This is a genomic window from Halobacillus dabanensis (assembly GCF_900114165.1).
GTDB classification, from domain to species: Bacteria; Bacillota; Bacilli; order Bacillales; family Halobacillaceae; genus Halobacillus; species Halobacillus dabanensis.
Genome location: NZ_FOSB01000005.1, coordinates 67,651 through 81,517, shown reverse-complemented (window position 1 = coordinate 81,517; position 13,867 = coordinate 67,651). Strand labels below are relative to the sequence as shown.

The window sequence follows — 13,867 nt, the reverse complement described above, 5'->3', positions numbered from 1 at the left end:
TATAACTCTTAACAAAAAACCGATCACTCCGGAGAAAAGTCACTCCGAAACGACCGGTTTTCATTCATTATTCGCTTGCCTTTTTAAGCTTCCATCGTTGAAAACTTCATCGTTGCCAATACGACAAACACCACTCCCAGCCCTGCCACGACGAATATTTCACCAGCAAATGTGATCGGCTGATGGAAGATGGTGAGATTCAGTCCCATCGCTTCCCTTAAGGCTGGAGCCATGTTCGCCGGCTCGAGGATCACTTTTTTGAACATATCCACTGAATAAGTCAGGGGATTGATTTTAACAAGCACATTCATCCATGCAGGCATTCCGTTCAATGGAAACATTGCTCCTGATAAAAACAGCATAGGGAAAATCAGCACCTGGACAACCATTTGAAAGCCTTGGGATGTCTTCAACGTGCTCGCGATTAATAATCCAATGGAAGACAATGTAAAAGCGACTAAAAACATCACTGGGATGAGCTTGAGGATCATGAGAAAGGAGATCGAGACACCGATAAACGGAACGAATACCAACATCATCAACCCTTGTATTACAGCGACCGTACTTCCTCCGAGCACTTTCCCGATCGCGATTGATACACGCGAAATCGGTGACACGAGGATTTCCTTCATATAGCCGAATTCTTTATCCTGCACGACAGACAAGGAAGAAAAAATGGCGGTTGTGAACACGGTCAAACCGATAATCCCTGGGAACATGAACTGGACGAAATCAAAATCTGCAAGAGGGCTATCAGGACTTGCGCCGCCCATCATGGATGACATGGCTCCGCTCATCCCACTCCCGAATAAGATGAGGAACATAAACGGCATAGCGAACGAACCCAGTATTCTCGGTCGATCACGGAAGAATTTGATGACATCCCGCTGCCAAATCGCAAGAATTCCTTCCATACTACCTCCCCCTCCTTGCCAGATTTCTATTTCCGCTGGTTTTTGTCGAAACGTTCTCTTCACGAATCTCTCTACCTGCCAGCTGTAAAAATACATCATTCAACGTCGGCCGGCGTAAGTTGACACTTTTAATAGGGATATCAAATTGTTTCACGAAGTCTATTAATAACTTACTGCCATTCTCTACTCGAAAGCTCAGACCCTCTCCATCTTCGGTAACTTCTGCCTCGTACCGTTCTTCAATCAGGGCTTTGGCTGCTTGGTTAGCTTCAGTGGAAACATGGATGATGTCTCCTCCAACCTTTGACTTCAATTGGTCCGGTGTATCTAAAGCAATCAGCTCTCCATGGTCCATGATTGCCACTCGATCACAAATCTCCGCTTCTTCCATCGAGTGGGTAGTCAGGAAAATAGTGATGCCTGCTTTCTCTTTTAATTTCAAAATGTAATCCCAAAGGTGTGCTCTCGTTTGGGGATCCAATCCTACCGTGGGTTCATCAAGAAACAGCACCTTCGGATAGTTCAATAAACCACGTGCGATTTCTAACCTTCTCTTCATTCCGCCAGAAAATGTTTCTACGATTTTATACCGTTTATCTGTTAAATCAACTATTTCGAGGACTTCCTGAATACGATCTTCACGCAAACTTTTTTTCACGCCGTAAAACTTGCAGTGTAACTTCAAATTTTCATTTGCCGTCAGTTTCTCATCTAAGGTCGAAGCTTGGAAAATCAACCCGATACTTGCTCTCACTTTATTTTTTTCCTTCACATTATCAAAACCATTGATTTTCGCATGACCTTCAGAAGGTTTGATGATCGTGGAAAGCATATTGATCGTCGTACTTTTCCCAGCACCATTCGGTCCTAGAAAACCGAATATTTCTCCTTTATGGACGGACAGATCGAGCCCTTTGACCGCTTCTGTGCCTTTGTAATACTTTTTCAGTCCTTTGACTTCAATGATCGTATCCAATGACATCCCTCCTAGTTGGTTTGTAAGCTGGCTTCTGCCTCTGTTGCTGGTTGCTGTTTTTCCTTTTTCGGCGTACTCGTAATGAAAAAGGATAATAGAATCCCCACAATCGCAATGATCGTTGCGACCATGAAAGCGACGTCGATTCCGTGGATCATGGAATTGGTCATGATTTGTTCCCGTGTTGCTTCAGCGGAAGGAACATAATCTTTCGATGCATTGGTCATAACGGTAACTAATAAGGCTGTACCGATCGACCCTGCAATCGTACGCATCGTATTGTTCATGGCCGTACCATGAGGAATCCACTCGGTAGATAATTGGTTCAGACCAGCGGTAGATACAGGCATCATGACCATCGCTACTCCCATCATCCGGATGGCGTAAATGACGACAATGAAGGTGTAACTCGTCGTTGCTGTCAAGTTAGCGAATACAAAGGTTGCCCCTGCAATGATCGTCAAGCCGATGATCGCTAACCAGCGGGCTCCTACTTTGTCGAAGATTTTCCCAGTGATCGGAGACATCACTCCCATAACGATGGCACCTGGAAGAAGCATCAGTCCGGATTCAAACGCTGTAAATCCACGCATTGTTTGCATGTATATAGGAAGCAGCAATTCCGCCCCAAGCATAGACATCATCACAATCATACTGATGACGGCCGCTAAAGAGTAATTTTTGTTTCCAAATACACGGAATTCCAGAATAGGTGTTTCTAAACGGAATTGTCTAAGGATAAAAGCAGCCAGTGATAGCGCACCGATAATGACCGCAACATATACATTCGCACTGTCCCATCCATCATTCCCTGCACTGCTCAATCCATAGAGAAGTCCACCAAAACCTAAAGTTGAGAGAATGATAGAAAGAATATCGATCGTCGGGTTCGTCTGTTTCGTGACATTTTTAAGAGCGAAAGCACCGAAGGCAATCGAAAGAAGTGCAATCGGGATAATAACCATGAAAGGCACACGCCATGAATATTCTTCCACAAGGTACCCAGAAAGTGTCGGTCCAATGGCAGGACCAAAGGCGATGACCAGACCTGCCATCCCCATCACAGTACCACGTTTTTCAATCGGAAATATCATTAACAGGACGGTCTGCATAAGCGGCATCATGATGCCTGCCCCACTCGCTTGAATCAAGCGGCCTGACAACAGTACGGGGAAATTAGGGGCAATAGCGGCCACCACGGTGCCCACGGTGAACAAGCTCATCGCCGTAAAAAATAGGCTTCTTGTCGTAAATTTCCCTATTAAAAAAGCTGTAATCGGAATCATGACCCCATTCACTAGCATGAATCCTGTCATCAACCATTGGGATGTACTGGCTGACACATGTAGTGTTTCCATAATATTTGGCAAAGCCGTATTCAGTAATGTCTGATTTAATACGGCTACAAAAGCACTGACTAATAAGACAGATACAATCGCTATTCGATTGATCGGCTGTTCTTCTTTCTTGTCGATCTGTTGATTGACTTCATCCATTTTCTATTCCTCCCTCTTCCTATTTGGAGATCCCTCTTTTAAGAAGGTTCAGTTCCATCGTGAAATTCTCCATTGCTTTTTCTTTGGATAATCCTTTCGCAAAATGGCGGATGATATTGTTGAACATCAACATACGGACAAGGTGAATCGCATGATAGAGTTCCTCTTCATCATTCGTCTGGAGCTGGTCCTTATCGATATACTCCTTGATATCATTCAAATACTTCAGAAACCTATCTTCGGTTTCCCCATTCGTAAATGTGCTTTGAATTTTATGATTCATATTCAAGAAGACGTGCTTGAAAAAGGAGCGGTTTTCTTCTTTTTCAAACTCTTCCAAAGTCAGCTCAAACAACCGGGTGGTGGCTTCAAAAATGTTGCCATCCGACTCTTTCAGGAATGTAATAAACATCTCTTGCCTTTGCTTTGAATGTTCTTTCAACAAATAATAGAAAGCATCTTCCTTATCTTCGAAGTACTGATAAAAGCTGCCTCTTGATATTCCACACATTTTTATAATGTTAGAAATGGAGGCCTCATGTAAGGGGGCTCTCGAAAACTCGATCCTTGAAGCCTCCAATAACGATTGTTGTTTATCTTCCGGTAAATTATAAAACGTCTGTTTTGGCATTTCCTTTTCCCTCCCGACAACGTGACACGGTGTCACATCCAGTTGATACTTTGCTATATTAAATCATTCAGCAGGAATAGTCAATAAAAAAAGTGACACAGTGTCACTTTTTATGAAACAAAAATCTGTGCCTGACCCCACTGTACTAAAGTATTAGCAAAATGTTAGTCAGGCACGATATAAGATTTTTAATGTGATGATGGGGCGGGGAAAAACGCACGCTTCCCACGGTGATTACAGCAATCCTCCTCACACATTACTTTCAAGGGTCTTGCCAACGAATCCATTCCCGCAAGAGTCCCTTCATTTCCTCAGCTACCACAATAAGAGGATGATGCTCGACACTACCTTCATAGATGAGTAGCTTTAGATTCATTCTATGATTGCTATTCAGATGGATATTTCCTTATGTTATTTCTGCCAAATTTCTCTTGTCAATTTCATATTTATAGAATCTACCCATTCCCCTTCGAACTCTAAATCGTTTTCGTCAATGCTTTCTACAACAAACCCAACCTTTTCATACACCTTCTTAGCTCTTGGATTGAAGTCATAAACACTCAAAGTCAATTGATTTAGATTAGTATTTTTAAAGGCATAATCGATAATTTGCTGGGTTGCTTCTGTCCCTAACCCACGGTTTCTGCCTTTTGGCCCAATAAGTATGCGGAAATTCATACTATTACTTTTCTCTTCATATAAATTGAGAACAACTTCACCCACTAAAATATCTTGGAATCTGTCCACAATAGCAAGGTCTAAGCGATCTGTTTGTTCATTTCTTGTATCATACCACTGATGAACCGTGTCTCTATTAAAACCCGCGTCACTTCCTGTCAGTTTTAATACTTCTGGATCTTTTAAACATTCCTCAATATAAGGGAAGTCACCATTCTGAAAAGGTCTCAGAATAATTTTCTCTCCCACGATAAGTGGTTTCTGACCTAAATCTATCATTCCTTACCCACTCCATTTACTAAATTTGAAATCGATTTTCCTTCAAGAGAAATAATCCTTATTGTTCACCTGAACGGCCCGTGGATGTAGAAGAAACATTGCTTATATCATAAACCTTAAAGTTTCAAGTTTTTGTATCAACACAATGCCGTCACCTCTGGACGACGACCGGCCACATTTCCACTGGATTCAATTCATAACGGTTGTTCTCTCTGTACATGAATTGCTGCATGATCCATTCCCTTCTTACAGTCGCGAAATCATCGAAAAATGTTTGAATATATTCGTTGATTTCTTTTTCTTCATAGGTTTTCCCATGCTCGAACCATTGGACAAAATAGGAAAGAATGACGTTCTTCTTTTTCAATTGACGCGGCATTTGCTTCAGTTTTCCTTCCACCGTCACAAAGTTCCCGATGATTGTTGCTTGATCTTCTTTTGAGACTTTCAATTGCTCAGCTACCACTCGTTCCTCATCTCCAATCCTTAAAATAGCGGTCGTCATGTACTCTAACCTTCGCTCATTCAAATAAAAATAAATCGTATTTTTGTCTCTTCTTGAGTACACCATTCCTGTGTCTTTCAATTTTTTCAAATGGTGAGTAATTGTCGGCGCTCGTAATCCGAGTTTTCCTGCTATTGCTTGACCATGTAAGGACCCCTGTCTCAATAATGCGATAATCCGAAGTCTTGTCGGATCCCCTACTGCCTTGTGGAAGGCTACCATTTTTTCTAATTGCATGATGTACACCTCTCTAATTTAACATCCATCTAATTAAACAATAATCTAATTAGATGGATGTGTCAATGCGTATAAATCATCCCGGCTCCATTGGTATTCAGGTGGTTTAATACGATAATCATCCTCCAGTTCAACTAAGAGATGTATATTTAGACAAGGAAGGGTTATTTTCTTCTGGAGGGTGCAAATAAGTTGAAAGATGACAGAACTTTTGAAATAATTGGAAATGTATAGATTTTATCCAATGAAAGGTGTTTTTTATGAAAAGAACACTCTTAACTTTTTCTTTAATTATCCTGACGTTTTATATCAGTACCGTATTTTTCGACTTCTCTATCAGATGGTCGGTTCCGTGGAACCTGTTTTTCGGGATATTTTTGGTTCTAAGCAGCATTTATTCGAGTATTTTATTGTATCGATCCAGAAATAGTTCTGGTAATCATCCTTACTTGTCGATTACGGTGCTCTCCCTGAGCCTTGCTTCTCTTGGATGGTTTTCCTTCATTCATTACCTTTCCCTGATTTTCGGATGAAAAAGAGAGGAGAGAAACAGATGAAAGTTATAGGTTTGATATTGACGGTGTTATCCTTACTTGTTATGACGCTGAATTTCCAGTTAGGAGTTTTCACATTCGGTCTTGCCTTAATCACTTTCGGTTTCCACCATCTGAGTATCAGTAATCATCCCCTTACATACCTCTATTCGATCAGCGGCATCGTATTTACCATCGGTCCATTCATTTTTTTATAGCGAACTAATATATATAGGCTCTTATGATAACTTCCCTCTTCCAATGATTTTTTAATTCATGGATTCTTATCCAAGTCTCTATCAAAAATAAACAAAGCGTGAGATCTGGTTCGAAAACCCAGATCTCACGCTTTTCCGTCAGTAATTTTATCCCTTACGGCACACTATTAAAGCTACCCCGCTTCGTTTATAAATCATCGGCTGCCACATAGGTCGCTTTTACCGGACCGTGCACCCCGGCAATCAACTTTACTGCATCACATTCCCTACAGCCGGAATCGGATTTTCTTTTAAGATCCGGGCGAGGTGGAGCGTATTATAAGCAAGCATCTTCACATGGCTTCTCGTAAATTCATTATCATTTCCATCCACATCCAAATAGGATGGTCCTGGACCGGCTTCTCCGACCCAATAAGTATCCACATTCGGCGGAATCAAAAAGCCCAGGTTGGACTGTGCATATAAAATCGAGGAAGCTGCATTTTTGGCACCATCTTCATTTCCTGTGATGATGACACCACCAACTTTGTTATAGAAAATGGACTGTCCTTTTTCATTCGTTTGACTACTGCTTCCATCAAGTCTTTCAATCGCCAGTTTAGCCAGGCTGCTTTTTTCTCCCAACCAGATCGGGGTTCCGATCATGACGATATCCGCTTCCTTCACTTTCTCTAAAATAATCGGCCATTCATCATCTCCCCCCAGGTCATCACTGATCCCGAAAGGAATATTATAATCGGCCAGTCGCACCATTTCCGTATCTGCACCTTCGTCTTCCATTATATTCAATACTTCCTGACTGAGTCCTCCCGTATTAGAAGGTTCTTCAGCAGACGTCTGTTTTAAAGATGCATTGAGCACGAGTGCTTTCAATTTTGCCATTCTATCTACCTCCTATTTATTTGTTCCCATTCCCTTTATGGAAGATATTCAATCAGAAAAATCGACCATAATGTAAAGAACAAAAGTCCCATCCACAATCCAAAAAAAAACCGCATCCAATTCTGAATGCGGCTGCCTTCTTCCCTATTCCTGGTTCCTCATATACTCTAACACTTTCAAGTCAAGCTTCCCTCGCTCTTGTTCCCGTCCTTCAAAGTTTTCTGTATGCAAATAAGTGGTAAAAGCATTGTAAAACTCTTCTTCTGTCACTTGTTCAGAAGTCAAGTAGCTCAGTCGGTTCAAATGACTTAGCACTTCTTGTTGAATCTTACCATCGACAGGGATGACTTCTTCCGGCTTCGTCTCACCGAAATACAATTGATGTAATTGATAGATCCGGTCCAGTTCTTCAATTGGATCCGGATGATCATCCACACGAAGGTCGACTGCTACATCGCTGAGCTCTCCGTATCCTGCTTTTTCCTTCACGACGAGGAGCGCAGCTGATTGCTTCCCACGGCTATCTCCACCTGCACGCTGGGCCGCTTTGATTCCAGCCATTAACCGGTCAGCAAGAGGCCCTTCGGTTTGTTTAAACGTTTCTCCCATCTCCGTGACGGTCGCTTCGTTGACTAATATATTCCCTTGTGCTGCATAGTGTTTACCGACTTTCCCACCAGCCCAGTCATAACACTGCTCGCCAGTAAAAGATGCCGCTCTCCCTTTTGCGTCGACGACTCCTACTTGACGGTCTTCTTTTTGAGAGTCCTGTTCGGTCAAACGTTTGACGACTTCCTCAGCCGAGAGCCCTCCTTCTAGTAACTGGAGACCTTCTGGCCCATAGGCAGGATTCGCAAATGCCTGTGTGGCGATAGCGCCGACCCCTGCTTTTGCCCAGGGAACGACAGAACCTACTCCTAAAAATTTCGACTGTACGGCTACGCCCCATTCTCCTGTTTCCGGGTCATGAGCGACGATGGAAAACGTTGCAATTATGTTTTGTTTCATTTGATCCCCTCCATTCTATATATAATTCAATCTAACCAGTCAAACTCCTGCAAAAAATGTCGAATGAATCGGAAAGTTTACATTGTTAGATAACGGGTACATGAGTTATATAGCAGCTATGGTAGAAGAATACATGAATAAAAAAATCAATGCAGATCGAAAACGGAGGACAGGCTCCCATGCCTATCCTCCGTTTTTTGATTAATAGGTCGTGAACCATGTCCACTTTTGCAAATAGTACGTAGCATAACGAATGAACGTCAGGTTGTCCTGGTATTCTTCATACGCTGCCGTGTACTGTCCTTTTTCATTATTCCAGATCCGGTGGAAGTAATCATTCACTTCTGTAAATACTTCTTCCTCTCCCGTTCCTTTGATGACAACATCTGCTTCCAGATTCAAGTTAGCCAGATTACGTCTCGTGTAGTTGGCAGACCCAGCTACAATGACATCTTCCTCCGATTTATCGATATAAAGCATTTTTGTATGATACTGTTCCATATGGACGTCATACCAGCGCAGGCTAATATTTTCATTTCCCAGTCGTTGCAACTCTGCTGCGACAGGTAAGTTCGGGATTCCTGTTTTTTCATGTCCGAACGCCGTTTTGTTCGGATCCATGATTATATGGACAGCCGCCCCCCGGGTAGCAGCATCATCGAGGGCACTCATCACTTTCTTATCTGCGAGATAATACATTCCGAGCCATACATCGTCTCCCTCGCCTGCCTGTGATAACTCATCAAGTACGGCTTTATATATTTTCCCTTCTGTCACAAATCGCGTCTCAAGCGAACCTTTCTGCTCTTCCCATGTCCTGTTTTCATAATCCGGAAAATCTGCCGCTCCTCCTGAATAATTCACTACCGCTTCTTCTGCTTCAAGAATGTCTTTAATGATCGGTCCTTCCATTTTGAAAGCGACGTTCTCATGAAAGCCGCTCGCATCATGGGGGTTTGCCGTCGAAACGATTGCAGAATTCTCGGTTACAAGTAATTTTCTATGGTTCGCTTTTATATTCAATAATTTCATATAAGAACGTAGTGTTACATCTGGCGCTTCTTTAGAGAGCGGGTTACTAATCCAACCACCCTCTCCTGTGCCCATCCAGGAAAAGAACGTTCGCCACACGCTCGAGTATAGCGGGTTGGAATCCCGCAGTTCATTCAGATTCGTCAAAACTACATCGACACCGCCATCTTCCAGGCGTTTGATGGTCTCCGATTGATAAGAACCATAGATCGTATTGATTTGGTCAGTGATGAACACGACTTTCAAATCCGGCACTTCTTCTTTCCGTTCTAAAATCGCATCTACAAGATCGCTTGATATTGGCGGGAAATCATGTTTGCCACTATGATAGCCATTGAACAGAAACATGTCGGCAACAATAAAATCATCCGCCTCGGCAATCGTCTGATACATCTCTTCAAATATTTGCAGATCATGTTCCACTTCTCCTGCCTCATTTTCATATGTCAAATCACGGAAAAATTCGATGTTTTCCATTTCGTGCGTATCGCCTTCGTACGAAATCCCCTCCGGCAACGATTTCCACGATGTATGATAGGCAATCATCAAACAGAGTATCGCGACGATCCCCAATACCACCCAAAACCATTTCCTCTTATAAAAACTTTTCTTCCGCTTCATGATGTCTCCCCCTAAAAATTCAATGCCTATATATCTTCACTAGCCACCCCTTTTTCAAACCTGTAAAACAAAAAAAGACCGGATTCCCTTAAATAGGAAATCCCAGTCTTTTTTAGTGCATCAATAATTTTGGACGTTTGATAAATAGCAGACAGACCACAATACTACTCAAAATAAATGCCGGCAACATGTAACCCCCATTATAGATGAGAGAGTAAAGCCATACCGGCTGTCCTTCTGGCGCAAATTCGCCGTAAAAGACGATCCCCGCGGCGAAGTGCCCAAAGAAACGGAGCACACTTCCAATCAGGCAGCCGACAATGATCCAGCCGATCAATCTCCTGGACTCTTTTGATTTGATCGCATTCCAAAGCGGCTTCGCTACAACGCCAGCAGTCCCGATTACGGCAAATGCGACGATATAATCGAGGATGGCCTGCACCGGAGTCATAATGTAGGCACCGGTGAAAATCTGGTAGATCCCTAACAGCAATCCTGTCGCCACTCCCCCTTTGACACCCCAGCGGAACGCCATGATGAAGACCGGAACCATGGCGAAGGAAACGGAACCTCCCTGCGCCCATAGTTTGAATGATAAGAATGGTAAAATATCCAACAATAACGCGAGTGCTGAAAAGATCGCAATCTCTACTAAAAATAAGACACGTCGATTTCTCATTTCAACATTCCTCCTAAAAAAAGACACAAAAAAAGCAACGCCAAATAGGGAAGCTTCCTGATGGAGGAGTCCCAACTTTGCATTGCACCATCAAAAAAGCCGCCATCCCTACGCCAGTATTAACTGACAGGTTCGAAGGGTAAGAACGAATCGTTCACTCTCAGCCGGAAGGCTCCCCTTGAAGGCTTTATACCGTTTACTTTTCTTGATTTGTTATCTATTATAGTAAACTTTCTGCTAGATTACAAAGTATATCTCATTTCCCGGGCAATTCTATTTCGTGTTGGTATACGTCTGGAAAAATTCTAAGCTCCGTTCGATGATCATGTCCTGATCCAAGTCGAGGGTGGCTACGTGATAGCTGTTCTCGAGATGGATGATCTCTTTGTGTTCTGAAAAAACAGATTCAAAAACGACTTCCGAATTATGAGGTGGCACGACATGATCTTCGTCGGAAACAAAAACCATGATCGGACAATGAATTTCATCGAGCCGATCCTTCACTTTGTCCATCAGATTTACCAGCTCACCGATGGACCTTACTGGAGTTCGATCATAAGCAAGCTCTACTATTTCAGGATTTTTGATATCGGACCCGATCGCATCTAAAAACCGCTCCTTTGCCCCGGCACTGCTGGCTAAAGCAGGAATATCGACCGCTGCATTGATCGGTATCACACCAGCAATGTCCCGGTGCTTACTTGCCATATACAAGGCTAATGTACCTCCCATCGACAGGCCGACAACAAAGATTTTCGAACAGCGGTCCCTGAGCCATCGATAGGCCTCTTCCACTGAATTCACCCAATCCTCATGGGTCGTGGCCTCCATATCTTCCGGGGAGGTTCCGTGTCCTTTCAGCCGTGGACAATAGACGGTGTACCCTTCTCTTGCATAGGCTTCTGCTAATAGTTTCATGCTTTGCGTCGTTCCCGTGAAGCCGTGAGAAACAAGGATGCCTACTTCATTTCCTTCAAACCGGATTTCTTCCGCTCCATTCATCACTTCTCTTCTTTCCATCAACCCACGCTCCTTTCGCCTGTTCTTTACCCAATATCTTGTATAAGACCGTACGTTCCAGCCAACTCCATGGAAGAAGCCGCTTCATCCACACATTCAGCCTTACTCCGGCTCCAATCGGATACCGCAATTTAGAAAGCTCCTTTTTAGCGACGAGGCCTGTCATGAGCTCAGCGACAGCATCCGGTTTTTCATGAGATTCCTGGTTCAATGCCTCCCATAATCGTTTTATGTAATTCGAGTAGGGAGATTCAGGATCCTCGACACTTTCCGGAATTTCCATACCAGAAGACCATATATTCGTCCGGAAGGAACCTGGCTCAATTAAAGCGACATCAATACCGTACGGACGAACCTCGAAGCGCAAACTTTCAGAAAAACCTTCCAGCGCATGTTTAGAAGCAACATAGGCGGATAACCCCGGAAAACCGATCAGCCCACTGACACTGCTGACATTCATGATTTTCCCTCTTTTTTGCCGCCTCATTAACGGCAAGACAGCTTTTGTAACAGCGATCACCCCGAATACATTGGTTTCAAACTGACGGCGGTAAGTTTCCAGTGGCACTTGTTCAACAAAACCACCGACAGCAAATCCTGCATTATTGACTAGTACATCCAATCGATCCAGTGTGTTTACTTTTTCCGAAAAATGGGCTAAAGACTCTTCGTCACTCACATCCAATTGCCAAACTTCTATCCGTGCGCGCACCTCTTGATCGATCTCTGTGTCATCAAATACGGAAGCTTTGGCCATATTTCTCATCGTAGCTATCACATGAAAACCTTTTTCTGCACATTTAATTGCCGTATGATATCCAAAACCGCTGGAAGACCCGGTGATCAATACGGTTTGACTCATAAAATGACTCCCCCTTATCCTAATCTCTACCCCGTATAGTTCGCTATCACACTCCTATTCTCCTTTTTCCAGACTCATTGTATGGTTACCAGCTGAATAATGTTAGAATAAGAAAGGTTATCCAGAGACCGAATTTTAATAGAAAGGAAGTTTCATTCTAATGAGTACAAACATGAAGCTTCAAACACTCACCCCCTCTTATGATCCATGGGAAGCGTATATGGATGTGGAGGAACATGGACAAATGACCCTCTCGAATATAGAATTCACTACGACTACCCTTTGCAATATGCGCTGTGAACACTGCGCTGTCGGCTATACATTAGGAGCCAAAGATCCGGACGCCCTCCCGATGGAATTGCTTCGTCAAAGACTGGATGAAATCCCTCATTTACGAACATTGAGTATTACGGGTGGGGAACCGATGATGTCAAAGAAGTCGGTGGAGAACTATGTGGTCCCTTTGCTGAAATACGCTCACAAACGCGGTGTAAGAACACAAATCAATTCCAATTTGACGTTACCGTATGAGCGCTATCTCCCGATCATCCCTTATTTAGATGTGTTACATATTTCTCACAATTGGGGTACGGTCGAGGAGTTCGTCCACACAGGATTTGCTCGTATGGAAAGAAAACCATCAGAAGAAAACCGCAGGAAGTTTTTCGATCGGATGGTAGAGAACTCCCAGCGCCTTGCTGACGAAGGTGTCATGGTATCGGCGGAGACGATGCTGAACAGACGCACCTTCCCTTACTTGGAATCGATCCATGATCACATCAAGGAAATGAAATGCGCCCGGCATGAAGTTCACCCGATGTATCCTGTCGACTTTGCGAGCAGCCTGGAAACCTTGAGTCTCGATCAAATGAGAGAAGGAATCAACCGTCTGCTCGATCACCGGGATGAGGATATGTGGATGTTGTTCGGCACTCTTCCTTTTTATCCGTGCAGTTCTTCAAAAGAAGACCTGGACATGTTGCAACGGCTTTACAAGGAGAAAAATGTTACCGTGAGAAACGACCCGGACGGCCGCTCCCGTCTGAACGTCAACATTTTCAGCGGCGATATCATCGTTACGGATTTCGGGGATGAGCCTGGCCTTGGTAATATTCAAACAACGAAACTCCAGGATGCCTACGAGAAATGGCTGGACACAGAAACGGCGAAGAGCCTAAATTGCCATTGTCCGGCAGTCAAATGCCTGGGGCCGAATGTGCTAGTAAAAAACACGTATTATGAAGACGTCGATTTTCAAAAACGACAAGCAAAAATCACCCTTTGATGGGCCGATAC

Annotated in this window: 14 protein-coding genes and 1 riboswitch; of the genes, 2 read left to right on the top strand and 12 right to left on the bottom strand. The window is 43.4% G+C overall.

What is annotated here, in order from left to right:
- Positions 1–83 precede the first annotated feature (83 nt).
- The 6 genes from BMZ58_RS09850 to BMZ58_RS09825 form a co-directional block, all read right to left on the bottom strand.
- Complete coding sequence (locus BMZ58_RS09850; protein WP_075036394.1) at positions 84–914, bottom strand: ABC transporter permease; 831 nt, start codon at positions 912–914, stop codon at positions 84–86.
- 1 nt (position 915) lies between these two features.
- Positions 916–1,890 carry an ATP-binding cassette domain-containing protein gene (locus BMZ58_RS09845; RefSeq protein WP_075036393.1) on the bottom strand — a complete coding sequence of 325 codons (975 nt, stop codon included), beginning with the start codon at positions 1,888–1,890 and terminating at the stop codon, positions 916–918.
- Between the two features lie 11 nt (positions 1,891–1,901).
- Positions 1,902–3,386: an MDR family MFS transporter gene (locus BMZ58_RS09840; protein WP_075036392.1), complete on the bottom strand. Its 1,485-nt coding sequence runs from the start codon at positions 3,384–3,386 to the stop codon at positions 1,902–1,904.
- Positions 3,387–3,405: 19 nt separating this feature from the next.
- Positions 3,406–4,017, bottom strand: a complete 612-nt coding sequence (locus BMZ58_RS09835; protein ID WP_075036391.1) for a TetR/AcrR family transcriptional regulator — start codon at positions 4,015–4,017, stop codon at positions 3,406–3,408.
- 411 nt (positions 4,018–4,428) lie between these two features.
- Positions 4,429–4,974 carry a GNAT family N-acetyltransferase gene (locus BMZ58_RS09830; RefSeq protein ID WP_075036390.1) on the bottom strand — a complete coding sequence of 182 codons (546 nt, stop codon included), beginning with the start codon at positions 4,972–4,974 and terminating at the stop codon, positions 4,429–4,431.
- A gap of 151 nt (positions 4,975–5,125) precedes the next feature.
- A complete protein-coding gene (locus BMZ58_RS09825) occupies positions 5,126–5,716 on the bottom strand; it encodes a DUF2087 domain-containing protein (RefSeq protein WP_075036389.1) in 591 nt (196 codons plus the stop codon).
- A 553-nt stretch (positions 5,717–6,269) separates the two neighbouring features.
- Between BMZ58_RS09825 and BMZ58_RS09820 the strand changes: the two genes are divergently transcribed.
- Entirely contained in the window at positions 6,270–6,467 is a 198-nt protein-coding gene (locus tag BMZ58_RS09820) for a hypothetical protein (RefSeq protein WP_075036388.1), read from the top strand.
- 249 nt (positions 6,468–6,716) lie between these two features.
- Here the strand turns inward: BMZ58_RS09820 and BMZ58_RS09815 are convergent, their stop codons facing one another.
- From BMZ58_RS09815 to BMZ58_RS09790, 6 genes are all read right to left on the bottom strand, one after another.
- Positions 6,717–7,349 (bottom strand): flavodoxin family protein, encoded by a 633-nt coding sequence (locus BMZ58_RS09815; RefSeq protein ID WP_075036387.1) that lies wholly within the window; start codon positions 7,347–7,349, stop codon positions 6,717–6,719.
- A gap of 144 nt (positions 7,350–7,493) precedes the next feature.
- Positions 7,494–8,357 (bottom strand): DUF1028 domain-containing protein, encoded by an 864-nt coding sequence (locus BMZ58_RS09810; protein WP_075036386.1) that lies wholly within the window; start codon positions 8,355–8,357, stop codon positions 7,494–7,496.
- Positions 8,358–8,558: 201 nt separating this feature from the next.
- A complete protein-coding gene (locus BMZ58_RS09805; RefSeq protein ID WP_075036385.1) occupies positions 8,559–10,010 on the bottom strand; it encodes a phospholipase D family protein in 1,452 nt (483 codons plus the stop codon).
- Positions 10,011–10,122: 112 nt separating this feature from the next.
- On the bottom strand, positions 10,123–10,689 hold the full coding sequence (thiT, locus tag BMZ58_RS09800) for an energy-coupled thiamine transporter ThiT (RefSeq protein WP_075036384.1): 567 nt from the start codon (positions 10,687–10,689) through the stop codon (positions 10,123–10,125).
- A gap of 88 nt (positions 10,690–10,777) precedes the next feature.
- A riboswitch (TPP riboswitch) is annotated at positions 10,778–10,878 on the bottom strand.
- An 84-nt stretch (positions 10,879–10,962) separates the two neighbouring features.
- Positions 10,963–11,712, bottom strand: coding sequence for an alpha/beta hydrolase (locus BMZ58_RS09795; protein WP_075036383.1), 750 nt, complete (start codon positions 11,710–11,712; stop codon positions 10,963–10,965).
- Positions 11,663–12,571 carry an SDR family oxidoreductase gene (locus BMZ58_RS09790; protein WP_075036382.1) on the bottom strand — a complete coding sequence of 303 codons (909 nt, stop codon included), beginning with the start codon at positions 12,569–12,571 and terminating at the stop codon, positions 11,663–11,665. Before BMZ58_RS09790 ends, BMZ58_RS09795 begins: the two co-directional genes overlap by 50 nt.
- Positions 12,572–12,731: 160 nt before the next feature.
- Here BMZ58_RS09790 and yfkAB point away from each other — a divergent pair, with 160 nt between their 5' ends.
- On the top strand, positions 12,732–13,856 hold the full coding sequence (gene yfkAB, locus BMZ58_RS09785; protein ID WP_075036381.1) for a radical SAM/CxCxxxxC motif protein YfkAB: 1,125 nt from the start codon (positions 12,732–12,734) through the stop codon (positions 13,854–13,856).
- Positions 13,857–13,867: the final 11 nt, after the last annotated feature.